Origin of the sequence: Desulfopila sp. IMCC35008, from assembly GCF_010646885.2 — a bacterium.
Taxonomy (GTDB): Bacteria; Desulfobacterota; Desulfobulbia; order Desulfobulbales; family Desulfocapsaceae; genus Desulfopila.
Window position 1 is genome coordinate 4,485,206 of the sequence record NZ_CP050700.1, and the last position, 24,311, is coordinate 4,509,516.

Annotated in this window: 19 protein-coding genes and 1 pseudogene; 5 read left to right on the forward strand and 15 right to left on the reverse strand. The window is 47.5% G+C overall.

Features of this window, described 5'->3' with window-relative positions:
• Positions 1 to 14 precede the first annotated feature (14 nt).
• The 8 genes from GA520_RS19370 to GA520_RS19405 form a co-directional block, all read right to left on the reverse strand.
• The gene (locus GA520_RS19370; RefSeq protein ID WP_163338884.1) at positions 15 to 782 is read right to left on the reverse strand and encodes an amino acid ABC transporter ATP-binding protein; all 768 of its coding nucleotides are present in this window, start codon (positions 780 to 782) and stop codon (positions 15 to 17) included.
• Positions 783 to 812: 30 nt separating this feature from the next.
• The gene (locus tag GA520_RS19375) at positions 813 to 1,907 is read right to left on the reverse strand and encodes an amino acid ABC transporter permease (RefSeq protein WP_163338885.1); all 1,095 of its coding nucleotides are present in this window, start codon (positions 1,905 to 1,907) and stop codon (positions 813 to 815) included.
• Between the two features lie 7 nt (positions 1,908 to 1,914).
• Positions 1,915 to 3,093, reverse strand: a complete 1,179-nt coding sequence (locus GA520_RS19380) for an amino acid ABC transporter permease (protein WP_163338886.1) — start codon at positions 3,091 to 3,093, stop codon at positions 1,915 to 1,917.
• A 74-nt stretch (positions 3,094 to 3,167) separates the two neighbouring features.
• A complete protein-coding gene (locus GA520_RS19385) occupies positions 3,168 to 4,196 on the reverse strand; it encodes an amino acid ABC transporter substrate-binding protein (protein WP_240910181.1) in 1,029 nt (342 codons plus the stop codon).
• A gap of 543 nt (positions 4,197 to 4,739) precedes the next feature.
• Positions 4,740 to 6,977, reverse strand: coding sequence for a nitric oxide reductase activation protein NorD (locus GA520_RS19390; RefSeq protein ID WP_163338888.1), 2,238 nt, complete (start codon positions 6,975 to 6,977; stop codon positions 4,740 to 4,742).
• Positions 6,978 to 6,997: 20 nt separating this feature from the next.
• Positions 6,998 to 7,810: a CbbQ/NirQ/NorQ/GpvN family protein gene (locus tag GA520_RS19395; RefSeq protein ID WP_163338889.1), complete on the reverse strand. Its 813-nt coding sequence runs from the start codon at positions 7,808 to 7,810 to the stop codon at positions 6,998 to 7,000.
• Between the two features lie 169 nt (positions 7,811 to 7,979).
• Positions 7,980 to 9,548 carry a DUF413 domain-containing protein gene (maoP, locus tag GA520_RS19400; protein ID WP_163338890.1) on the reverse strand — a complete coding sequence of 523 codons (1,569 nt, stop codon included), beginning with the start codon at positions 9,546 to 9,548 and terminating at the stop codon, positions 7,980 to 7,982.
• Positions 9,549 to 9,677: 129 nt separating this feature from the next.
• Positions 9,678 to 10,505 carry a crotonase/enoyl-CoA hydratase family protein gene (locus tag GA520_RS19405; RefSeq protein ID WP_163338891.1) on the reverse strand — a complete coding sequence of 276 codons (828 nt, stop codon included), beginning with the start codon at positions 10,503 to 10,505 and terminating at the stop codon, positions 9,678 to 9,680.
• A gap of 374 nt (positions 10,506 to 10,879) precedes the next feature.
• Between GA520_RS19405 and GA520_RS19410 the strand changes: the two genes are divergently transcribed.
• From GA520_RS19410 to GA520_RS19425, 4 genes are read left to right on the forward strand one after another with little or no spacing between them, the layout of a single operon-like run.
• Positions 10,880 to 11,989: an iron ABC transporter substrate-binding protein gene (locus tag GA520_RS19410; protein WP_163338892.1), complete on the forward strand. Its 1,110-nt coding sequence runs from the start codon at positions 10,880 to 10,882 to the stop codon at positions 11,987 to 11,989.
• A 4-nt stretch (positions 11,990 to 11,993) separates the two neighbouring features.
• Entirely contained in the window at positions 11,994 to 13,064 is a 1,071-nt protein-coding gene (locus GA520_RS19415) for an iron ABC transporter permease (protein WP_163338893.1), read from the forward strand.
• Positions 13,061 to 13,849 carry an ABC transporter ATP-binding protein gene (locus GA520_RS19420; RefSeq protein WP_163338894.1) on the forward strand — a complete coding sequence of 263 codons (789 nt, stop codon included), beginning with the start codon at positions 13,061 to 13,063 and terminating at the stop codon, positions 13,847 to 13,849. Before GA520_RS19415 ends, GA520_RS19420 begins: the two co-directional genes overlap by 4 nt.
• Before the next feature lie 18 nt (positions 13,850 to 13,867).
• Positions 13,868 to 14,479: an FmdE family protein gene (locus GA520_RS19425; RefSeq protein WP_163338895.1), complete on the forward strand. Its 612-nt coding sequence runs from the start codon at positions 13,868 to 13,870 to the stop codon at positions 14,477 to 14,479.
• Between the two features lie 129 nt (positions 14,480 to 14,608).
• On the opposite strand, the pseudogene cooS reads toward GA520_RS19425, so the two are convergent.
• From cooS to GA520_RS19460, 7 genes and pseudogenes are all read right to left on the reverse strand, one after another.
• A pseudogene (cooS, locus tag GA520_RS19430) lies at positions 14,609 to 16,498 on the reverse strand (anaerobic carbon-monoxide dehydrogenase catalytic subunit).
• Positions 16,499 to 16,712: 214 nt separating this feature from the next.
• On the reverse strand, positions 16,713 to 16,874 hold the full coding sequence (locus GA520_RS19435; RefSeq protein ID WP_163338896.1) for a helix-turn-helix domain-containing protein: 162 nt from the start codon (positions 16,872 to 16,874) through the stop codon (positions 16,713 to 16,715).
• 11 nt (positions 16,875 to 16,885) lie between these two features.
• Complete coding sequence (locus GA520_RS19440; protein WP_163338897.1) at positions 16,886 to 17,050, reverse strand: hypothetical protein; 165 nt, start codon at positions 17,048 to 17,050, stop codon at positions 16,886 to 16,888.
• Positions 17,050 to 17,328 carry a cyclic nucleotide-binding domain-containing protein gene (locus GA520_RS19445; RefSeq protein ID WP_163338898.1) on the reverse strand — a complete coding sequence of 93 codons (279 nt, stop codon included), beginning with the start codon at positions 17,326 to 17,328 and terminating at the stop codon, positions 17,050 to 17,052. Before GA520_RS19445 ends, GA520_RS19440 begins: the two co-directional genes overlap by 1 nt.
• Before the next feature lie 247 nt (positions 17,329 to 17,575).
• Positions 17,576 to 19,759, reverse strand: coding sequence for a hybrid sensor histidine kinase/response regulator (locus GA520_RS19450; RefSeq protein WP_163338899.1), 2,184 nt, complete (start codon positions 19,757 to 19,759; stop codon positions 17,576 to 17,578).
• 4 nt (positions 19,760 to 19,763) lie between these two features.
• Positions 19,764 to 20,903, reverse strand: coding sequence for an ABC transporter substrate-binding protein (locus tag GA520_RS19455; protein WP_163338900.1), 1,140 nt, complete (start codon positions 20,901 to 20,903; stop codon positions 19,764 to 19,766).
• 502 nt (positions 20,904 to 21,405) lie between these two features.
• Positions 21,406 to 22,284 carry a hypothetical protein gene (locus GA520_RS19460; RefSeq protein WP_163338901.1) on the reverse strand — a complete coding sequence of 293 codons (879 nt, stop codon included), beginning with the start codon at positions 22,282 to 22,284 and terminating at the stop codon, positions 21,406 to 21,408.
• Positions 22,285 to 22,401: 117 nt separating this feature from the next.
• Here GA520_RS19460 and GA520_RS19465 point away from each other — a divergent pair, with 117 nt between their 5' ends.
• Positions 22,402 to 24,300: an ATP-binding protein gene (locus GA520_RS19465; protein WP_163338902.1), complete on the forward strand. Its 1,899-nt coding sequence runs from the start codon at positions 22,402 to 22,404 to the stop codon at positions 24,298 to 24,300.
• The last annotated feature ends 11 nt before the right edge of the window (positions 24,301 to 24,311 follow it).

Sequence of the window (24,311 nt, forward strand, 5' to 3'; positions counted from 1 at the left end):
AAAACAAAACTACGTTATAATATCTGGCTAAGAAACAACTGCGTTCTTTCATGTTGCGGATTATCAAAGAACTCGTTTGGCTCATTTTCTTCAACAATTTCTCCATAATCCATAAAAATGACCCGATCGGCAACGGTCTTGGCAAATCCCATTTCATGGGTTACCACAATCATTGTCATCCCCTCACGGGCAAGGTCAACCATGACATCCAGTACTTCTTTTATCATTTCAGGGTCAAGAGCTGATGTGGGTTCGTCAAAAAGCATGATTTTGGGTTTCATGCAGAGACTGCGGGCAATGGCCACCCGTTGTTGCTGACCGCCGGAGATCTGCCCCGGATACTTATGGGCCTGTTCAGGGATTCGAACAATTTCAAGATAATGCATGGCAAGCTCTTCGGCTTCCCTTTTGGGGGTCTTTCGTACCCAGATCGGGCCAACCGTAAGGTTTTCAAGTATCGTAAGGTGCGGAAACAGGTTGAAATGCTGAAAAACCATGCCAACTTCCGTCCTGACCTTTTCAATATTTTTCAGGTCCCGGGTAAGTTCTGTCCCATTGACGATAATTTGCCCGCGCTGATGTTCCTCCAATCGGTTGATACAGCGAATCATCGTCGATTTACCTGAACCGGACGGTCCGCAGACAACGATTCTCTCTTGAGGCTGTACTTTCAGGTTGATGTCTTTTAGAACATGAAAATCATCATACCATTTATGCATCTCGACAATTTCGATGATCGGTTGTTCACTCGTTACGGTTGCACGGGCTATATCGTCATTCATAATGATTCCTTCAGCTTCGGTTCGAAATGTTTACCTTTCAACGTATTTGTATTCGAGCTCTTTCTCTATCTTCCTGCTGTACTGTGACATTGAAAAGCAACAGACATAATAGATAATAGCGATGAATATGTATGCTTCAGTACTGAAACCGGTCCATTCAGGTTCAGTAAGAATTGATTTGGTGGTATTGAGAATATCGTACAATGCAATAATAACGACCAGCGATGTGTCTTTAAATGCCGATATTAAAATCCCAACGGTTGGCGGTATTACAATTTTCAGGGCCTGCGGCAGAATAATCAGCCGCATCATCTGGTAATAGTTCAGCCCTAGGGATTCAGCAGCCTCATATTGCCCCTTATCCATTGCCTGCAATCCGCCCCTGACCACCTCAGCAATATAGGCGGCTGTAAAGAGGATGATTGCAACCTGGGCCCTTAACACCTTATCAATTGTTACCCCTTCAGGCAGAAAAAGCGGGAACATGACGGACGACATGAACAACATGGTAATCAGCGGTACTCCCCGGATCATCTCAATATAGACGACACAGAGAGACTTGATAATCGGCATCTCCGATTGTCGGCCAAGAGCTAAAACCACTCCCAGGGGATAGGAAGCCAGGATACCGAAAAATGAGAGCAGCAGGGTAAGCGGCAGCCCACTCCACTTCGTACTCTCCACAGGGATAAGACCGAACAGGCCACCTTTCATCAGAAGCCCCATAGTAAACAGGGCCACCAGCCAGACATAACCAAGCTTCTTATTCCACCTGTTCCAGTCCCGGCTGTAAATCAACATTGCGACGAGTATGAGCATAGCAACAAGCGGCCGCCACTGATGCTCGTATGGGTAGTATCCAAAAACATTAAAACGAATGTTCTGCGTTATCACCGACCAGCAGGCACCTTCTGCCTGGTGACATTCCTGACCGGAGGTAAACCAGACACTGTCGATAAACGCCCACTGAACAAAGCCAGGTACTACCTTGATGAGAAATCCGAAAATAAGAATAGTGGCAATGGAATTGAAACCACTATTGAAGAGGTGGTGCCGTAGCCAGCCGATCACGCCTACATCTGTCACCGGTGGTCTAATCTCTGCTGTCTTCGCGGTTGTACTCATTTTTTTTCTATCGCTCAATTATCGCAATTTTCTTGTTATACCAGTTCATGAAGGCCGATGTGGACAAACTGAAAGACAAGTACACCAGCATCATTAAGGCGACTCCCTCAACGGCCTGCCCCGTCTGATTGATAGTCGTTCCTGCAATCTGGACAAAGTCTGGATAGCCGATAGCTACAGCCAGTGAACTGTTTTTCGTCAAATTGAGAAGCTGACTGGTTAGGGGGGGCACGATAACACGCAGTGCTTGCGGGAAAATGACCAGTTTGAGCACAAGGCCGGGCTTGAGACCAATTGACATGGCAGCTTCGGTCTGACCGTGACTGATGGACTGAATTCCTGCCCGGACGATCTGGGCAATAAAGGAAGCAGTGTATAGTACGAGACCAACCAGGAGCGCTGAAAATTCGGGACTGATATTTTTGCCGCCCGTAAAATTAAAACCCTTCAGCGCCGGAACATCCATCTGCACGGGTGCCCCATTGCTTATCCAGGCAATAAGTGGCAGTCCAGCCATGATTCCCAATCCTATCCAGAATATAGGAAACTGTTTCCCTGTCTCTTCCTGCCTTTTTGTGGCCCAGCGGTTCGTCAGATAAACAATAACACAGGCGGCGAGAAAGGCTAATCCCATATATCCCCAGGCTGGATGCGCCGCCGGCACAGGAAAGTCTATCCCCCGATTGGTCAGGAATACCCCCGTGACCGGGTTTAATGCCTGGCGTGGCCCGGGAAAGGTTTCATAAAACAGGGCATAAAAGAAAAACAACTGCAGGAGGACTGGAATATTTTGAAAGACCTCCACATATATGGTACCGAGTTTTGAAATCAGCCAGTTTGAGGACAGTGTGGCAACACCGATAATTGTACCAAGTATAGTAGTGAGTATCATCCCGACAAGTGAGACCTTGAGAGTGTTTAATACTCCGACTGCCAGGGCCTTGCCATAGGTGTCCGCGGCTGAATACTCTATCATTGTTTCGCCGATTTCAAAGGCGGCTTCTTTTTTTACAAAATCGAAGCCGCTGGCGATAGACTGCTTTGCCATATTATCCTGGACATTGGAAATAAGATAATAGCCGAGGAAGGCGACAAAACCGGCAGTAACAATCTGGTAGAGAATAGCTCTGGTCTTTTCGTCATTCCAGAAATAGGTTTTTCCGGATTCCGTTTTCTCTGAGACCATAAAATATTGTCTATTGATATTTGATGATCACAACAGTCGCAGAACTGTTGTGATCATAGTATAGCTGATGGATCTTACTTGAATGGAGGGGAGTACATCAGGCCGCCATTCGTCCACAGGGCATTAAGTCCGCGCTCGATTCCAAGCGGAGTGTTGACGCCAACATTTCGCTCAAAGATTTCACCGTAATTACCAACCTGCTTGATAATATTGTACGCGAATTTTTCATCAAGACCAAGTGCCGCACCATTACCCGGGCTCACTCCCAGGAATCTCTGGATTTTGGGATTTTTGGATTTGAGCATTTCATCAACATTTTCGGAGGTAATACCAAGTTCCTCAGCATTAATCATGGCCAGTACTGCGTAGTTCACAATATCCTTCCACTGGTTATCACCATGACGTACAGCTGGGGCCAGTGGTTCTTTGGAGATGATTTCAGGAAGAATCATAAAGTCGTCGGCCTTAGGTGCACTTGCCCGAATTCCTGCCAGCTGTGATGCATCAGAGGTCATCACATCGCATCGACCCGCATAGAATGCCTGCGAAAGTTCTGCAGTACTTTCAATCGTAACTGTTTTCCACTCCATGGAGTTCGAACGGAAGTAATCGGCAGCATTCAGTTCCGTTGTTGTACCCGGCAGTACGCAGACGGTTGCGCCACTGAGTTCTTTTGAACTTTTTACACCAAGAGACTTGGGTACCATGAAGCCCTGACCATCATAATAGTTGACCTGTACGAAATCCAACCCAAGAGCGGTATCTCGGCTCAGTGTCTGGGTCGCATTTCTGGTAAGGAGGTCAATCTCTTTTGACTGCAGTGCAGTGAAACGGGTTTTCGCGGTCAACGGGGTAAAACGCAAACGATCTTTCAGGTCACCAAAAACTGCTACGGCAACTGCCCTGGCAGTATCAACATCCAGGCCTTTCCATACGCCTTTCTGGTCTGCCTTACCGAATCCAAACAGGTCACCGTTTACGCCTACCTGGATATAACCCTTTTCCTGAACTGCTTTCAGGGTATCTCCATTTCCTGCGTATGCCATTCCGACTGAGGCTGCAACCAAGGTGCATCCGACAAACAGGCTCTTCCACATTTTCATTTTTCCCTCCATAAAAAGTGACAGGTTACGAGACCAAGATCTCGTGTTGCAAAACAACCAATAAAAAAAATGCAATAACATATACTTCAGAGGCACTCTATTTGATACCACAGATGCCCCCCGGTAAGCAACTTGTTAACTCCCGATAGCTAGCAAAATCCATGCCCCAAAAACGAGTCGCACACGCGAGTGACACCCAGTTTTCGTTGGGCTCTCTTCATCTCACTGAAAATGTGCCCGTTTGACAGGGATAATATCTATATTTTCAAGTTCGTACAGTCGAGCGGACAGTCAACGAACAATGTCATAAATTGAAACCATCTTTCAATTCTGAAATATTCCTTCATCGTCACCGCAAGATTTCGGGTTGCCATCTTGGACCCCGGCATTCTGTTCAGAATCGAGGCGCGACTCTCATTTCTACCCCAAGCATTTAATTGATATTCTGAAGATAAAAATGAGAGTCGCAATGCTGAGATTGGAAAGAAGGGTAGTTTTCGGATGGGAACGGAACAGGAAAGAAGAATCAATTCAGGACGGTAGCTATCGAGTCAGCATCCGGTATATCTGCGCCATTTTTGCGGGAAGGCTCTCGATCCGGTTGATAAACATATAATTCCCGGTACCATACATATGCTCCAGATAATCGTGGGCCTGCTTATCGATCGTAATGCAAAATGGGCTGACCCCTTTCCCCCGTGCCTCAAGCAGCGCCTTCCTGGTGTCCTCTATTGCATATTCTCCGTTATAACCATCATAATCCTCAGGCTTCCCATCTGATAAGCTAATGAGCAGACGGGTTTTGGTATCTGACTTTTCCAGGAGGGAAGTAAGATGCCGGATGGCCGGTGCCATCCGGGTGTAATCTTTCGGGCCAATTGCCGAAATTCTCTCTCGCACTGCTTCATCGTACGGCTCGCCGACTTCTTTTATATGATACATTTTGCATCGTGAGCGCTTCATTCCCGAAAAGCCGTATATTCCATAGCTGTCACCGACCTTTTCCATGGCCTCACAGAGCAAAACCAGCGATTCCTTGATGAAGGTGCTGATCCAGCCCGAGGTTGAGTTTGACATATCGATCAGGAACAGCGTCGTTATGGAACGGTCATCCCGTAAAAGTCTTATAAACAATCTTTCACTGACCGTCTTCCCGGCAACCTGGTCACCGATCGCATCGGTTATGGCATCCAGATCCAGGTCATCACCGTCGCGTTGTCGGCGCACGAACCTGTGAGTGGTCTGCATCAGCTCAAACTGGGCACGTAATCTCTTACGCAACCCCCCATATTTTTGTAATGTCCTCGGGATAAAATTACTTTTCGTGACAGGCAGTTCCTCTTCAATAATAGTACACCAATCCCGCCGATAACCACGTCTCCGGCAGTCCCACTCGTCGTAGATATACTGACCGTTACCGGCCTGTTGCATACTGTCGTTGCCTGTGAGCATAGGTCCTTCAGCTGTTAGACCCTGCCCAGCAAGGCCGGCAGCAGCCTGGATATACCCTGTAGGAATGGCTCCCATATCAGTGGAGATTTGTGCCGCGAGACGGACGAGCTCATCAGGGACCGTCACGTTCGCATTGTCTATTTGCAGTGTCTTTTTGCCACCTTGACTAAGCATCTTCCGGGTAAACTCCGAGAGAATTGCAACCGAGCCTTCAAGCTCCTGCTTCTGGCCTGCCTGGACATTTTCAGCCAATACACCATCCGGATTGCGCCCTGTCTTCTGTGCGGGTACAAGTCGTGCCAGCATCGTGACAAAGGCCTTCTTCTCCCGTTCCCTGCGTTCACGCAGTACCATTTCGGCCCGTGACAGGTTTAATGCTCCCAGGATATACTGCTGCACCTGCGTTAAATTTCCCGCCCCCACACCCAACCGCTGTTTGATAAAGGCAAGGCACTCCTCAACATCAAGTCCTGACTCGACAGACACCCCCTCATCATCAAACCAGGGTCTCCCTTCCACTCCCCATACACGGACGAGCAAATGATCGATTGAATGACTCTTCGTCGGCAAAGAAGACGGGATACGACCGAATTCAAACTGCGATTGCAGAAGAGGTGAACAACGGTGCCAGAGACCGGGAAGATTTTCCTGTATATGAAGTGATCCCTTAATGAGCAGATACACTCGTAGAAGCAGTTCGGCATTTTCCGTTTCCTTAACAAGCGTTTTCAATCTTCCTGCAGCAGGATCCTGTCCGGAAAAAAGGGCAAATATCCCAAGTTTCGTTATTACCCACTGGTAGGTAACCAAAAACTTATACAACAGCCTGTTCTGATCTTTTGTTGAAAAGATATCGAGCTGGGAAGGCAGGTATATCGTTTCCGTATCCGTCCAGACCGCAGTGTCCTCGTCAAGTCGTAAAGAGCTTGCAGAGACCCCGCGGATATAGTGGGTCATACTCGCATTGACTGAAGCCAGGGCGACCTCTGAACTACTCTCCTGCCGGCAGAGGAAGTTCTTTTGAATATCGGCCATAAAGGTCTCCGCCTGTCGCAGTCCGCCTTTTTCATAGGTAGCGAGAATCTGGCGGATCCACTCCGGCAGCAATGATGCACCCAGATGATTAATCTGGGCGGATCCATACCTGAGATAGCCATAACAGAGGCTGTTACTGATAGGCCATATTGCCGGGATATGATTAAGCAGTTGCTGGCAGGAGCGATCAGATAGGGTAGCCAGATACTCGACGACCTCCTCCAGCTCCCAATCGTTCGGGTGAGAGGGGGCAACCAGGGAATAAAAAGTATCGGAAATGTCCTGTCGGTCCATAGGCCGTTGAGAATAAGGGGCTAAAAGATAGAGAGTATCATCTCATTAAGGGCGGTTAAAAGTTCCGGATCATCAGTGAGGCTTTCGGCAATACCGGCCTTACAGGCAACGGTCTTATCAATACCTGTCCCGGTAAGAAGTGCGGCCTGGATAAGCAGCCTGGTGGAGGCACCTTCCGGCAGCCCAGACTCCTTTAACCCCCTTGTCATATGACCGAGTTGAACCAGCTGTCGGGCAAATGACTCTTCAACTCCTGCCTCCTGCATAACAATCCTTGTTTCAAGGTTTTCTTCCGGGTAATCGAAAGCCAATGAGACAAACCGCTGCCTGGTAGATGGTTTGAGATCCTTGAGTACCGATTGATATCCGGGATTATAAGAGACTGCCAGCATGAAATCGTCCGGAGCCGAGTAGAGTACACCAAGCTTTTCAATGGGCAATTCACGTCGATCATCAGCCAGTGGATGAATCACAACAGTGGTATCCTTTCTCGCCTCGACAATCTCATCGAGATAACATATTGCACCGGCTTTCACCGCCATGGTGAGCGGACCATCAACCCAGACGGCTTCGGTTCCCTGGATGAGGAATCTGCCAATGAGATCGGATGTTGAGAGATCATCATGACAGGAGACCGTGATGAGAGGCCTCTGTAACTTCCAGGCCAGATACTGCATGAATCTGGTTTTCCCGCATCCGGTGGGCCCCTTCAACAAGAGGGGCAGATTATTATTACGGGCAGCAAGGGCTATGTCTATCTCATCACCCTGGGGAAGGTAAAACGGTTCCTGAGTAATTCGGTGTTCAGCAAGTTTTTCTTCAGTTGTATCCATGAAAATCACATTTTGATAGTAGTTATTATTTACGACTATATGAATCAGGAACTGAAGAAGCAAGAAAACTTATGGATAGCCCTGCGAAGGCTATAACTGGCAGATCACGTTCTGAAATGAAGGAAAAAACCGGTCAAAAGCTTACGGTCCTTTGACGGAACCGCCAATTTTACTGTCCGACATCGGGATAATCACGTAAAAACTTCAGCCATCCTTTGTCTATTTCAGTGATTGCAGGGGCCTCACCCTTCGTAACTTTCAGAAAGTACTCCTGCTCCGGGTAAAACGGCTTGAGACTTCCGTCTGTCACTGCCATAAAATACTTCCCGTAATTGTGGATGATATATTGAACATCCGGACTGTAATCATCGCTTAAATAGACATCGTAACCACCATCGATAAGATATTGCAGATGCTCTTCCGGAAAGATATTTCTGACTTCTGTTATACGATTGAGAAGATAGGCTATCATTTCCTCATCTTCAAGAATGGAGGTATGACTGCTGTCAAATCCGAACTGCCCCTTGGATTGTTGTTGGGCAATGGGATGCAATTGACTTGATAGTGGCACGACACCATCGCTATTTTCGCGTATTTTCAAGATATCGGGATTCTGGTATGCATAAATAAGCTGATGATTGAAAGAGTCAGGCAATGGCTTTCGATACAGGTCCCTGATAAACGGGCTGGACGGATTTACATCCCTCCACGCAGGCAACACTATTAAGCCGTGTTTTTCACCTGAGGCAGCTGCAGGGTGCCCCCCGAAAGGAGTTGCGATACTGACAAACAGCATAACTTTATTATCTCCGGACCTGTCACCGTGCTTATTCAAGGCCTCTCGAACGATGAGTCCTCCCATGCTGTGAGCCACAATAATTATCGGCATTTCACCCAGGTTTGCAACCTTGCCGGATAGAAATATGCGATAAAAAAGATCGGCCAATTGTTCCAGGTCACCCCCCGATGGGTAATAGAAAAACCATGGCTTATACCTGTCAGGATCAAGACGGTCGACAATCGGTAAAAATGCCCTCGGACTCCCCCCGATACCGTGGACAAAAAGAACAGGTATTTTGTGCGCCATATCTTCCTCAAGAGCGTAAAACATGGTGGGTGCTTTTTCACCAAATGACGCTGGATCATACATGCCCAAGGTAGCGACATTGTCATCAAAGAGAGGGTCATCCAGACTTCGGATCGTGCCAACCGGATAAAACTGGGATTTCTTCGGTTGAGCAACCTTGGGCATAGGAATATCCCCAACCCAATCTACCCGTTTGGCTGTTGCCAATGTGATATCCACATGCCCCAAAACCTTCCCCGGAACAATCTCTTCATTTACCTCTATCGTTCTCTCACCTACTACTTCTGTTTGATCGAAAACTTTGTTATCATTTGTGTCGGCAAACACCAGCAAGGTAAAAACACCTTCTGGCAAATTAAGTCCATAATGTGTTCCTGCTCCGGCAAAGTACATTGTATCCACACGCTCATTCTCCTTAAATTTGCTTGAGTATGCGGCAACTGCCAGATAATAATCTGAATAGAGGCTCGACTCATCAATGGTCTTACCGAGCACAAAAAAGGTATCCTGATCTATCATGTGTTTTACATTTACCTGCCCCGGCTTTGCCCGCTGAATACGCGAATACTCTGCCTGGATAGAGGCATATTTAAGGTATGAACATGAACAGGAGATGAAAGGGATGAGCAAACAAAAGAGTAGGCTTTTCATTTCAGACTCTCTTTAGGGAACGAAAGAATATAGTTTCTCGATTTCCAGAGTGTCCTTCAGTATATAACCGCTATTATAAGGGAATTCTACTACTTTATGTCAACATCATCAACGGATAACGCATAACATTCAGGATGAAAAACCGGTAAAACTCTTGCGGTTCTTAAATGCTTTAGGCTCATTGTCTTTATTCAGAGCGTTATGCATGGCAATGCGCTGATTCTTACTGGCGAACAAGCGCAGTTGCGTCAACCTTTCCCATAAAAGCGCCATCCTGGTGTCCTTCTTCCATGTTTTCTTGAAAAGATATTTCGTCGCCGCGATAGCATCGGGACTCTTTTCACAGATTGTCCGGGCTAACTCCCGGGCCTCTGCAAGCGGGTCAGCGCTTATCTTGCTGATAAGACCATACTCCGCGCCCTCCTGACCTGAAAAAAAGCGCCCGGTCATGGTCAGCTCCTGGGCTATATCCACTCTGGTGAGTCTCGACAGTGTTACCATACCGCTCATATCCGGTATAAGCCCCCATTTCATTTCCAGGATGGAAAGGTTTGCATCCGGCTCGGCAATTCGATAGTCGCAGGCCAGGATGATCTGCATGCCACCGCCAAAACAATTCCCGTGAATAACCGCGATGACCGGAATAGGCAATTCCCGCCAGATATGGGCTACCCGTTGAAAATTGTTGGCCTTGGTCCAGGGAAGCTTGGCAAAATATTTCGGAACCATGATCGGGTGCTTGGCCACGTACCCAAAATCAAGACCGGCACAAAAAGAAGGACCATTACCCTGTAGAATGACACACCGGATCGACCTGTCTTTACGAATTGTTCGAGCAGTATGGATAAGTGAAAGCAACATCTCCTCATCCAGCCCGTTGTGCTTATCCGGTCGATTCAATGTCACATAAGCAATATTCTCTTCAATGTCGAGCTGTACTCTGTCTGTAGTTGTCATAAGCTTTCCAGGAATAACATCTCTTGTTTTCACGTTTACGTACACGTAAGATAATACCATAATGATTTTCCTGGAACTATCATTTTTTGAAAAAAAGCCATTTTTATCTGCGCTCCAACACAGTTTCTTACAGGCTGGGCACATTGTTTTTTAAACAATCCTGCTCTCGGGTGATACTTCCTTAGTTCTGCAACCTCTGCACAAGAACTGTTCAGCCTGCCCCTCCACGCTAGTAACACATTTTCATATTTCGTAACATTTATTCTTGACTCCAGTCACCAGTCGTGTAATGATTGTCAGTAATATTTTTCCGATTAACGTGTTACCATCCTTACAAATAATCTCTTACCTGCTGTAAACAAGGGGGAAAACCAATGATACGATCAAAACTGCTCCTTTTTTCTCTCTTTCTTAGCCTGTCACTTATTGAGGCTCCCTTTGCACACTCCATGACAATTACAGACATGGCAGGTCGCCAGGTTGAAGTTCCAGAGACGGTATTTCATGTTATCTGCTCCGGTGCAGGCTGCCTGCGCTATCTCTCCTATCTGGGTGCCCAGGATATGGTGGTGGCAGTTGACAGTATTGAAAAGAGGAACAGTACATACGAGGGGCGTCCCTATGCCCTTGCCAATCCACAATTTAAAAACTTGCCTCTCTTTGGGGAATTTCGAGGATTTGATAATCCCGAACGTATCCTGGGGCTCAATCCGCAACCTCAGGTAATTTTTAAAACATATAAGGATATCGGCTATGATCCCGATGAGCTGCAGACCAAGACCGGCATTCCTGTCATCTGCCTGACATACGGCAACCTTGCGACTCAGCGGGCAAAGATTTATGCCTCCCTGAGTCTCATGGGAAAAATCATCGGCAGAGAGAAAAGAGCAGAAGACGTGCAATCCTTTTTTAACCGGACCATAGATGACCTCAATACCAGGACAGCACATATCCCCGACTCACAACGGCGCTCCTGTTATCTCGGCGGTGTCGCCAAGAAAGGCCCCCATGGCTTTCAGTCAACGGAACCAGCCTATCCTCCTTTTCTCTTCATTCATGCGAAAAATATAGCTTGTCCCCCAGGTCAATCCGGCAAACCTCTCTCACATGCCTCAGTATCGAAAGAGCAGATTGTTGCATGGGATCCGGAAATAATATTTATGGATCTCTCCACAACCCAGATGGGAACGAAGGCCAGTGGCTTCCATGAACTTGAAAAAGACCCGGTTTACCAGGGATTACAGGCCCTGAAAAACAATAGGATTTACACCCTGCTCCCCTACAATTTCTACTCCATAAATTATGGTTCTATCCTGGCAGATGCCTACTATGCTGGTAAAGTTCTCTACCCGGAAAAGTTCATGGACATTGCCCCTAAAGAGAAAGCAGATGAAATCTATACTTTTTTGCTTGGCAAGCCTGTTTTTGAAAACATGGCCAAATCTTTTGGTAAGGCTCCCTTTGAAAAAATTAACTTGAGGTGAGAAATTGCATTTCGTAGACGGGCAGATTCCGGCTGATTATACAAACCACATTCGAGCCAAGTACATATTCATTTTACTCGGCTTTGCGCTGGCAGCAGCTACTCTCATCTTTTCCATAGGAACCGGGCCGGTCCACATATCTGCCGCAGACACCTTGATTACCTTGCTAGGAAAATCCATATCCAGGCAGTATGATTTGATCGTCTGGAACATTCGCTTAACCCAGGCCTTGGCAGCTCTTACTGCAGGAGCCGGACTGGCAGTCTGTGGTGCGGTCATGCAAGCTGTCCTGCGCAATCCTTTAGGCTCGCCTTTCACCCTTGGCATTTCCCACGCGGCTGCCTTTGGGGCCGCCTTCTCCGTAATGATTCTCGACCTGGGCACAATGAGCAGTTCCAGTGTTGGGGCAATCAACCTGGACAGTCCCTACCTCACAACCGCTGTTGCTTTCCTCTTCAGCATGCTTGCTGCCCTCCTCATCGTTCTGATTTCAAGGATGCGTAATACCACTCCTGAAATGATGGTCCTGACAGGTGTAGCACTTGGTTCACTCTTCACCGCGGGGACAATGTTTCTCCAATTTTTTGCCGACGACATTCAGTTGGCCGCCATGGTTTTCTGGACTTTTGGGGATGTTGCCAGGGCCTCCTGGCAGGATGTGGCAATTATGGCAGTCTGTACGATTACAGCCTTTTTATGGTTTACGGCTAATCGCTGGAATTTCAATGCCATTGAAGCAGGAGAAGAAACTGCCAAAGGGCTTGGTGTAAAGGTCGAGAGGATCCGGATTACAGGTATGCTCATCTCATCGCTTGTCACCGCTGTCATTGTCTCATTTCTTGGCATTATCGGTTTTGTTGGCCTCGTCTGCCCGCATATCGTAAGAAAGATCATTGGCGATGATTACAGGTTTCTGCTTCCGGCCTCCTGTGTATTCGGCGGAACCTTGCTCCTGGCGGCGGACACTGCCGCCAGGCTCATCCTGACACCTAATGTTATCCCCGTGTCAGTACTCACAGCCTTTCTCGGCGCACCGATTTTTATCTGGCTCATTATCGGAGGAAAGCAAAAGTGAACCTGAGAGTGCACAATCTCCATTTTAAATACAATAGTCACAGGGTGTTAAAGGATATAAATTTCCAGGTTGAAAGAGGTGAAGTACTGGCCATCCTTGGCCCCAACGGAGCCGGAAAAACTACCCTGCTTAAATGTTTGAATGGTATCCACAGACCTGAAGCAGGATCCGTCTTTATCAAGGAAGAAAACGTTTTCAAACTCAGCTCCGATACTGTAGCCACCCTGCTGGGTTATGTCCCACAGAGATTGGATACCGCCCGACTAACCGTTTTCGACTCCATACTCATGGGACGAAAACCCCACATAAAGTGGAGAGTTGCCCAAAAAGACATTCGTATTGTAGATTCAGCCATAAGGCTCCTCTCTCTGGAGCATCTCAGTCTCCGCAACATCAATCAACTAAGTGGCGGTGAGCTTCAAAAAGTATCAATAGCCCGAGCTCTTGTACAGGAACCCTCTGTCCTGCTCCTCGATGAACCTACCTCCAGCCTGGACATGAAGAATGAACTGGAGATCTTGACCACCATAAGGCAGATAGTAACCAGTCACAGGGTTACTGCGGTTATGACAATGCATGATATAAACAACGCCATTCGCTATGCCGATAAATTTCTCTTTTTGAAAAGAGGAGATATTTATGCTGCCGGCGGAAAGGAGTGTATAACAACCAATGTCATAGAAGCTGTTTACGGTGTCCCGGTTGAAATTGAAGTTCGACGCGGTCTACCACTCGTTTTTCCTGTGAATGATCATCTGAAACAAAGAGCCACAGGCACACACTAATCCAAAAAGGACTCCACAATGAAAACGTTGATACCCTCAGGGGATATAGAAAAAACCATATCTTTTCACGGACACAATTGCCCAGGCCTGGCCATCGGCATACGCGCAGCTGAGCTTTGTTTACGAGAGCTTGGCCATAACAGTCAGTCAGCCCTGGTGGCAATCTGCGAAACCGATATGTGTGGCGTAGATGCAATACAAATGCTCACGGGTTGCTCGGTTGGGAAAGGCAACCTGATCTTTCTCGACTATGGTAAAAGCAGTTTTACCTTCTTTCGCCGCTCAGATGCCAAGGGCTTCCGTGCTACACTCGATCCTGATTTCCTCGGCGACAAGGGCCTTCGCATGACCCAACTGATGAAGAAAAAGCTCTCCGGCACTGCATCCGCCGAGGAGGTTACGGAATGCGACTCACTGCGCGCGAGCTGTGAACAGGAATATTTATCCGCAGATCTTGACGAGTTGTTCTCCATCTCAGAACCCCAGATACACATGCCACGTCCGGCAAAAATCCTCAACTCTGTACGATGCGAGTCCTGCCTGGAGAAACTCATGGAGTCGCGATCACGCTATTTTGATGGTCAATGTTTATGCATACCCTGTTTTGAAACGGTTGAGCAGAAAATCTAAAGATTGCTCAGAACACCGGAAGAGGAATAGATGTTAGAGACCTGCTGCATAAAAAATCTATTTACCAGATAAAACATTTATTCCTCCCCCGTACCTTTATAAGAACATAGAAAGAGTTCGTGTTCCAAATCAGGCAGAAAGCCCCAGGGCCAACCGTTTCGCGATGATACGCTCATCCACCTTTGCCGCTGCCTTTACATAGTCAGGCTCGACCAGGAATGCAGCTCCAAACAAATCCTCCAAACCATTCAGGGCAATATCGGTTACGAGTTTTGAGCCGTTAATCTGCGGTGGAATACCAATCTGTACTGAAATCCCGGATGCCACACAATATAAGCCAATAGCAACAGCTTTCTCCGAATACCATTCGGGGGAAGCCCCCCAAACCGGAAGGTCGGAGATATCAACCCCTAGTGCGTTCGCGATCAGGCCGCAGAGATGAATAACTCTTGAATTATCGACACAGGAACCAAAATGGAGAACAGGCGGTATATCAAGGGCGGAGCAGATCTTTTGTAAGCCGGGACCAGCCATGTCACTGCCCTCGGGGACAAGCAGTCCCGCCTTCCCGGCAGCCGTTGTAACACAGCCGGTTGCCAGAACCAGGATATCCCGCTTAATCAGCTCTTTTGCCAGGCCCACATTCTGGGAGTCGTGCTGGAATTTTGGATTGTTACAGCCCACGATTGCAGCCACTCCACGAATAGACCCATCCTTTATGGCGTCGAGCAGTGGCTCAAGACTCCCACCCAGCATGTTGAGTAATGCTTCATTCGAAAAACCGGTGACTACGTCTACCGGAGCAACCGGGATCTCCACCCTTGACTGGTCACGTACAGCATATGCATCAATAGCTAGCTCAATGATTTCAATTGCCTGCTGAGCTGCTGTGGCGGTGTTAAAGGAAATATGAGTAGCTCCGATGAACCGGGCTTTATCGGCTGTAGTAATGAACTTTGTATGATAACAGGCGACGGCTTGAACCATACTTGGCATGATGCATTGGTAATCAACCACAACGGCCTCTACCGCACCGGTGACAATAGCCAGTTCGGTCATCAGGTTATTGCCTGCCATGGGAATGCCTTGTCTTCCCAGAAGCTCATTGCCGGTACAGCACAGTCCTCCGATATTGATACCCGCTGCACCGACTTTTTTTGCCCTGGCAATCATCTCCGGATCACGCGCGGCTGCAAGTACCATTTCAGAGACTACCGGATTATGACCATGGACGAGGATATTGACCATGTCAGCTTTAATCACTCCCAGATTCACCTGGGATTTCGAAGGTGTCGGGACTCCAAAGATGATATCGGAGAGCTCGGTGCCGACCATGGACCCTCCCCAACCGTCAGCCAACGCGGTTTTTGCAGAATGTAACATCGTACTCACGGCATCGTTGCCGCAACCCATGTGAGTGCGGTGCATCATTTCGGCGATTTCCCTATCCACCCCCCGAGGCATTACTTTGTATTTGCGCCAGATCTCCTTACGTCACTCGGGGACACGACTGACAAACCCGAGCTCTTTTTTGCGGCTGCCGAAATCTGAGAAACAGGCATCTACCAGGTCTTTGGCGATTGCCAGGGGGGCGCGGCCTTCAATGGGTATTCCGAGATCAGCAGAGACATTTCGCAATTTTTCTTCATCTGTGATTTTGTAATCGGGGGCCGCACCTTCTGTTATGGCCTCAAGTACTTCAATAAGGTCACGACCATGGTCCGAATGTCCGACTGAACCACCCGCTACAAAGCGGCCGAAATTTCGCGCCACGATCACATCACCGTCGGCCCCGCAAACCCCTCGCTGCATTTTGCCATTTTCTTTAATGCTTATGCGGCAAGGTCCCATATTGCAATTTTTACACGTCAGTCCAAGTTCACAAAACTTGCATCCGGGTTGTTGCTGTTCGAAGCGGTCCCAGACGGTTTCAACCCCGTCTCGTCTTGCCTTCTCAATCATTTTCCGGGCGTCATCCCAGATAGATAAATTTTTCGCAGGTGTGGGTTGTTTAGACACGGCAGCTCCTCAATAAATTGTCATCCTGCCATACTGCACCCGGGTAGATGCAGCAGCTGGAATTCTTCAACTTACTGAGCAGGCTACTGTCAAAAGAACAAAAATACTGTCATCTGGCTGACAGATCGCAATTTAGTCTTTCTTTTGCTCTTGTTTCAGGGGGCGGTAACGCCCCCAACCGATTCCAGGGCCCGAAGATTCGGAATAAGGAACATCACGCGGCCGGGTCGTTCGATGAGATCGGCTCTTCTCTTACGAGATCATTGAGGAGCATTGATACTGTTTGCCGCGTAGAACCAACTAATCGGGCAATCTGCTCGACCGATAAGTCGATGGTGATCTCTATACTGCCGTCCGTCATCCAAAGAGACACCATGCCGTCTAGCCTCATTTTAAAAGCAAGGCAACCAGGCGAGAATTTACATCCTTGAAGGCCAGTCCATCAATAATGGTAAAGGACGTTTTCAGGATATTACCCAACACCCGGACCATCGCCTTTGTCACCTCAGGATCTCCAACCATTCGCTGCCTGAATGTTGCCACATCGGTCATCAGGACAACAGCATCCGTAAGGATGCCTGAACATATGTTCCTGTATGTGTTGAATAAATATCGCCTTTTGAAAGAATGCCCAGGTTAAACTCCTTCTCCTCGTAACCAAGGTATTTTCTGACCTTCCCGCTCTGGACAATAAAGACTTGATTAGATTCTTGCCCCGGCTGGCAGATATAGGAACCTTTCGGAAATTTGTGATGGATCAGAACTGAGTGCAGATCTGCAAATGCAGGAAGTTGCAGATGGTCAAGAAGATTTTCTTCCAGAAATTTCATATATCTTTTTCCCGCTTGTTGTATCATCTGGAATTCTCGAGAGCATTAGGTCGAATCAGGTCCCAATCCACACTATGCCAACATATCAGATTCTTACACCCCACCACCAGATCATAAAACAAGATTCATCAATAGCAAGTCCACGCTGTACCATCCTCGACAGCTCATTACTAATCAATATATAAAATTACGACTTCTCTCACTACACTTTGAATACAGGCCCACCTGACCTGATGAAAAATCAGAGCTAAAAACCCGGTGCACATTTTATCGTTTGAGTCTTCTGTGTACGTTGGGCAACAATAGTGTTGAGCACAGAGTACAGATTCTCCAGATCGACAGGTTTGGGCAGATAATAGTTCATACCTTTGTCGAGTATATGCTCCTCATCACCTTTCATGACACAGGCAGTTAAGGCAATAAGGGGAGTATGAGTATTATCAGGACCCGCTTTACCCTGACGTATGGCTCGGGCAGTTTTCAACCCGTCCAGAACAGGCATCTGGATATCTAGAAAAACCGCATCAAAGTGATTACCGATCATGGCATCCAAGGCTTCGGCACCGTTTTCCGCGGTCGTGACGGTGCAGCCGCACCTCTTCAGTAACATCTCAATTGTGAGAGCGCTGATGCCATCATCTTCGGCCACCAGAAGATCAAGACCAAAAAGTTGCGCTTCCGTATCTTTACGTGAGGTTACCTTCTCCTCAGGGCAGAATTCACACAATCCGAAGTTCAGGCAAAAGCTGATCGTTGTTCCTCTTCCCGGTTCACTCTCGACAAAAAGATTCCCTCCCATCAAGCCGATCAGCCGTTTACAGATTGCAAGTCCAAGCCCTGCCCCCTGATCCCGTTTCTCCCAGTTGTCTCCCCCTTGCCGGAATGGCTCGAAAAGGTGTTTAAGTTCACGGGAGTTAATCCCCACCCCGGTATCCGCCACGACAAACAACACACGATGACTGCCCGGCTGCTGTATCGGCAAAGGACAGACCTCAATAGTCACACCGCCTGTTTCGGTAAACTTAATCGCGTTGCCCAGCAGGTTATTGAGAATTTGCTGCAACCTTGTTCCATCACCCAGCATCAATTCGGGCAGAGGCGGATGAATCATTGGGTTAAGTTCAAGACCTTTCTCTTTGCAGGTTATATACAATAAGTCACAAACCTGCTTGACGGTCTCAGCCAGATCAAACGGTTCATTACGAAGCGACATCTGCCCCGCCTCTACCCGGGAGAGATCCAGAATATCAGAAAGCAGCACGCTCAGTCGTCTGGATGATTTCAGGGCAATTTTAACATACTCCTGCTGTTCGCTTGTTTCGATGGTGCGATCGAGGAGCTGTAACATGCCCATTATGCCATTGAGGGGGGTTCTGAGGTCATGACTCATATTGGCAAGAAATTCTGATTTTGCCTGGTTCGTAGCTTCCGCAGCCTGCTTCTTCCGGAGCAGACTGTCCTGCTTTTCCTGCTTCTCCTCGGCAAAACGATAAAAGATATTTGAGAGTTTGAAGGCCTGGGACCAGGCAACTACCAGGGCAAGTGACAAGGCAAAACCCAGCCCCAGGGCAAGGGCAATATAGATAACAGTCATAGGTCGGTACGCCAAATCGAGCGGTTGGGACACCAGCACGTCCCACCCGAGATTATGTACCCGCACCACGGATCCGAGCATCGGTACTCCGTCCAACTCAAACGCTATAGAGGAAACGAGCGATTTACCCCGTACATTTGGGGGTGGAAAAGTTTTCAGGTTAAGCTGCATACCCCATTTTCTCTGTTTGTGATCCGCTACAATGCGTCCGCTCTTGTCAAGTATGAGAGTCTGGAACCCTGCCTCAACCGGCAGGTGACCGATCAGTTCGGAGAGGCGATGCAAAGTAATTTCCCCTATAATAACGTTATCCGAGACAGGCACCATCAGGGAAACAGCCAGACGACTGCTGACTGTGGAGAGAAATGTTTGAGACCAGGTCGGATGGTCGGCATTGCCACCACTGAACATGAACGGTCGTCCCGAGAGATCGAGACCTTTCAGGTCCTCTCGCTTTATTCGACGTATAAACCTCCCCTTTTGGGCAAGGCCGACGTGAAGGATAGCCTGCTTTTGTCTGGATGCGATGTAAATAGTTTCAAAGAGGTCGCCTTCACCGCACTGGGCATCCAAAAGGCTGCCAACCAGGCCTGGATCCGTGCTGTTTTCCTGCTCCAGGAATTGTGCAAGAGACAGCAGCTGGCGTTCTCCGCCCGACAGGTGGGTGTCAATCAGGCCTGCAATTGTATGAGCCATTCCCTCATGCTGGATGGCAATCTGTCTCTTCATCCTGGGAACCATGAAATACATACCCAGGCCAATGATGAGGATAGGCAGGATGGCGACCAGGCTAAACCGTAATGATAGGTAGCGATGCAGGGAAGGAGTCGTTTTCACGTGACTATTCCAGTACCACAAACTTACCGTTTTGAACAACACTAATGGAAACATGCGACCGGGTTACGTCACCAAAGGTATCGAAGCTGAAATCACTCTGTAAACCCGGAAAATTTTTAATTGAGAGGATTGTTTCTTTCAGGTTATTCCCCTCCTGCCGGGCAAGAGCGGCCAGCAGCAGATCTGTCGCATCGTAGGTATAAACACCTGGAAAACCGGGTTCTCTATTATATCTCTTCAGATACTCCCTGCGGAAGTTCTGATATCTCTTGCCCGGGTGATTTCTGTCGAAGGTCTGAACCACAGTAACGCCTTCAACTGTCTTACCTCCCAACTCCAGCAGGCGTTCGGTAGCTCCCCAGTCTGCCAGCGAAATTGAAATATCCGGGTTTACCCGTCGTATCTGTTGGCAGAGGATTGCGGACTCCAGAGAGTTAGCGATAATAAGAATTCCATCCGGCTCATGCCGGAGCATCTCGCTGGAAATCTGGGTGAAGGATTTGCCTTTACTGCTGTCAAATCCGGTCGTAGCAATTATTTCCCCGCCATTCGCTGAGAAAGTGTCTTTAAAACATTTCAGCCAGTCTTCACTAAAGGAGCTGTTAGTCTGGTCATAGATTACGGCAATCCGTCGCACATCCGTATTATTGATATGATAAATGGCACTTTTTGTAGCATGCATCAAAGTTGTTGAAGAAACCTTGAAGAGAAAATCGTCCCGGCCGGAAAGAAGCCTGGTGGTTGCCGTTGGACTGATAGCGACAACTTGATGCTTATCCAGCAGGGGGGTGACAGCCATGGCCATATCACTGGTCATGGGTCCTATGATGGCAACGACCCCGCTATCTATTAACTCCTGCGTTAAGACCCTTACTAGCTCCGGATCCTGTTGGTCGTCCCTGATGACCAGTTCAATCCGGCTCCCGTTGATGCCACCGTTCTGGTTGTATTTCTCAACAACCATCTGGATTGCATCCCTGCCGGAAATGCCAAGGTCGGCAACCCGCCCGGAGGTGCCCGCAATAAAACCTATCTTTATCGGTTTTCTATCCCTGCAACCCGATATCTGGATGCCAATTAAAAAGAGAATAAAGAGGCAGGCCAGAAGAACCTTGCCAACTCGTGTTTGTCTCCTGACATACATGGCTTTTTCTCCGTAGGCTTCCAGAAAGCTTCCATCAGAGATAATTATTACATCCGGTTTTCCTCATGATGAAAGTTTCTTTTTACAGTCTTCCAAAGCGGTGTGGCGAATGTGGAATCGATGTTTAGTCGTTCCTATCCCCAACTTACTAGTATTGTTCGAGGGTAAAATCTGCAAAAATATTATCCTGAGTATAACGAAGATATCAGGAAAATGGTAGATTCAGGACAAGTAACTAAGTTAATTCCTGACCTTCACACCATACAATTTACTTTCCTTCAGCTCATCAGAAAAGACTGCAGGCATGACGGACTATGCATACAGCTGTTACAGCACCTGTAACATTTTCACGGACAACAGCCACCTGAATGCAACATGGATACTCGCTACGTTATGCGATTAGATATTTCAAAAGAGATTCCGTCCCCTCCTGCCCAGTCTGGTATTGACAAGTATGACTAAAACCTCAAACGCAGTCTGGCGTCTTTGTTAAGATTTTTTGTTATTCCGGCCACACATTCTCCGGTAACGGCTTTTTATGCAGCTCAAGAAAATGGCCAACCAAACTGGCAGGGTAGTAGCGTTTTATCAGATCGTCCCTGAAGATCCTGTACTCATCAGTAAGAAGCAAATCATTAATTTTCGAAATTACTTCCCGCCCCTCCGGGGTATTATTGCAAAATGCCAAAGTGCTTACAGTACCCGGTGCCTCAGCTACCTGTAAAAAGGCCAGTTCGTCCCGGACTTTGGGATTGTTATTGGAATGCCAGGTAAAATCAAGTGCGTGAGAAACATAAAAATCGATATTCCCACGCAGCAGCATCTCCTGAAATTCACCGATAACAGTTGCCTGCATCGTCACATTGGGGCGTTCTTCATTTCTCTCGATGACATTTCGAATTTCAGGGTGGTAAGTGGCTCCGCGAACCCAACTCGTCCGTAAGCCCTTGTTTTCTATCAGGTCAGCCACGGAAACATTTTCTCCCCTTGAAAACAGGGTGGCAATATCGCGTTGCCGGACAACGATGCCAGGGGGGGCAAGTTCCAGAGAACTGTTCGAGGGAATCACCTTCCCTTTCAACTCAGGAGACACAGGGGTTTTTCCAGGACAACAGTAGATACCGGAATGAGTGTTTGCCATATCGTGAAAAATCCGTTTTATCGGCATGCCTTCAGCTTGATGAGAATATTCCGGCAAATGTTCCTGATAAAAACGAAAGAGCTCATCAGCAAATCCCTCTCCTGTTCCGGGTTTATTGTATATGGCCTGGATATAGAAAACCTTCCACTCTATGACGGGCAGCTCGCCACCATTCGCCTGAGGTACGCGATATGCCAGAGTAACCGACATCATGAGCAGGACCAGGATACAATTTCTCATCTTCAACCTCTTTTAAATATGGTTTGACATGTATGACGACTCACTCTAATGTCGGCACCATAGCACACTATTCAATCTTCTTGAATGAAGAACAACTTCTGTCAACTGACACCCTTAATGAAACAGCGATCCCTGACAAGGCAAATCATCATTGCCCTTATCTGCACTACCGTCGTGTGCCTGATTCCATTTTCCCTGCATAACTACCTGACCCTTAAGAGGTCCTATTACGAGTCACTGGATAATGATCGTAAGACATTGGGAACACAGGCTCAAAACAGCCTTTCAATCCCGATGTATAATCTCGATACTTACCAGATCCGTCAGGTCATCCAGGGATTTATGAACAACAAAACTATCGAGAAAATGATTGTTCGGGACATTTACCCACCTCATACAATTTTTGTTGCTGCCGGAAGAGATGCCAACTGGGAGCCTGTTATCCAGGAAATTGACGAAGCCCCAGGTTCCTCACAATTTGCCGATACATACTCTATCATTTTTCAGCAACGCAAAGTTGGTTTGCTGGATATGGTTTATACTGACAAATTTATACAACAGACCCTGACCAAAGCGATTATCTCTAACATTGCGACCCTGCTCCTGCTCACCATTACACTCTCTTTAGCTATGTTCATCGTGCTGCGTAAACGAGTCATCCAGCCTTTAAAGCAGGTAGAGCAATATGCGATTGAGATCGGCAGAAACGAGATGGCGGAGATTCCCATCGACAGCAGCAGATTTTCCCTTGAAATTCGCAATGTCCAATATGCTCTGGAAAGCATGTTATCCCAGTTACGTTCGCGCTTCGACTCGCTGATGCGTTCTGAAAAAGCACTTCGGGATAGTGAAAAGCTACGCCAGCAATCCCAGAAAATGGAGGCAATTGGCACTCTCGCCGGAGGTATAGCCCATGACTTTAACAATATCCTGGGGGCAATACTTGGTTATACCGACCTTCTGCTTGTCAATAATCAGGAAGCTGATGTCACGAGAAAACATCTGCAACAAATTCAGAAAGCGGGTTACAGGGCACGTAATCTGGTAAAACAGATTCTCGCTTTTAGCCGACAGTCACAGCAGGAAATTGACAAGATCAGAATCGGGCCGATACTCCAAGAGGTTTCTCAACTTTTACGTTCGTCCATACCGGTAACCATAGAGATACGTCTTGAGATAAACGATGAACCGGATGTCGTCGAGGCAGACCCTACACAGATTCATCAGGTTTTAATGAATCTCTCAACCAACGCCTTTCACGCAATGGAGAAGACAGGAGGAGACCTTACTTTCTCGCTACGATCTATTGAGTCTCTTCCCGAAGAAGTGGAAAAAGATATACAGAGTCCATCCGGTAAATACCTCTTACTTTCCATAACAGATACCGGGCATGGTATGCCACCGGAAGTCCAGGATAAAATATTTGACCCGTTCTTTACTACAAAAGAGCAGAACAAGGGAACAGGAATGGGCTTAGCTGTTGTCTATGGAATTATTCATGATATGGGGGGAGACATTACCGTAAAAAGCAGTGCCGGAGCTGGAACCACCTTTCATGTCTACCTACCTTTATGCAAGGAGACAGATGTTATAGAGGTTGATAAAAGTGACACTGTTGAACAGGGTAAAGAGCACATCCTGCTTGTGGATGACGATGTCATGTTGTCACAGATCACACAGTTGACCCTAGAGCAACTTGGCTATAAAGTCACATCGCAAAACAGTAGTGTCGACGCTGTTCAATTATTTAGAAACACCGCCCAGGACTATGATCTCGTGCTTACAGATTACGACATGCCCAAACTCACCGGCCTTGAACTTACAGACCGCTTACGCGAGATTCGCCGGGATATTCCCATCGTACTCTACACTGGCTTTAGTGAAATGGTGGATGAAGAGCTGGCACAGTCCAGAGGCATAAATGGCTTTGCCTATAAACCGGTACCCAGGTCACATATGGCCCGATTAATACGAACAGCCCTCCATACAGAAAAGAACAAAATTACAGGTTCGTGAAATCTCATTTC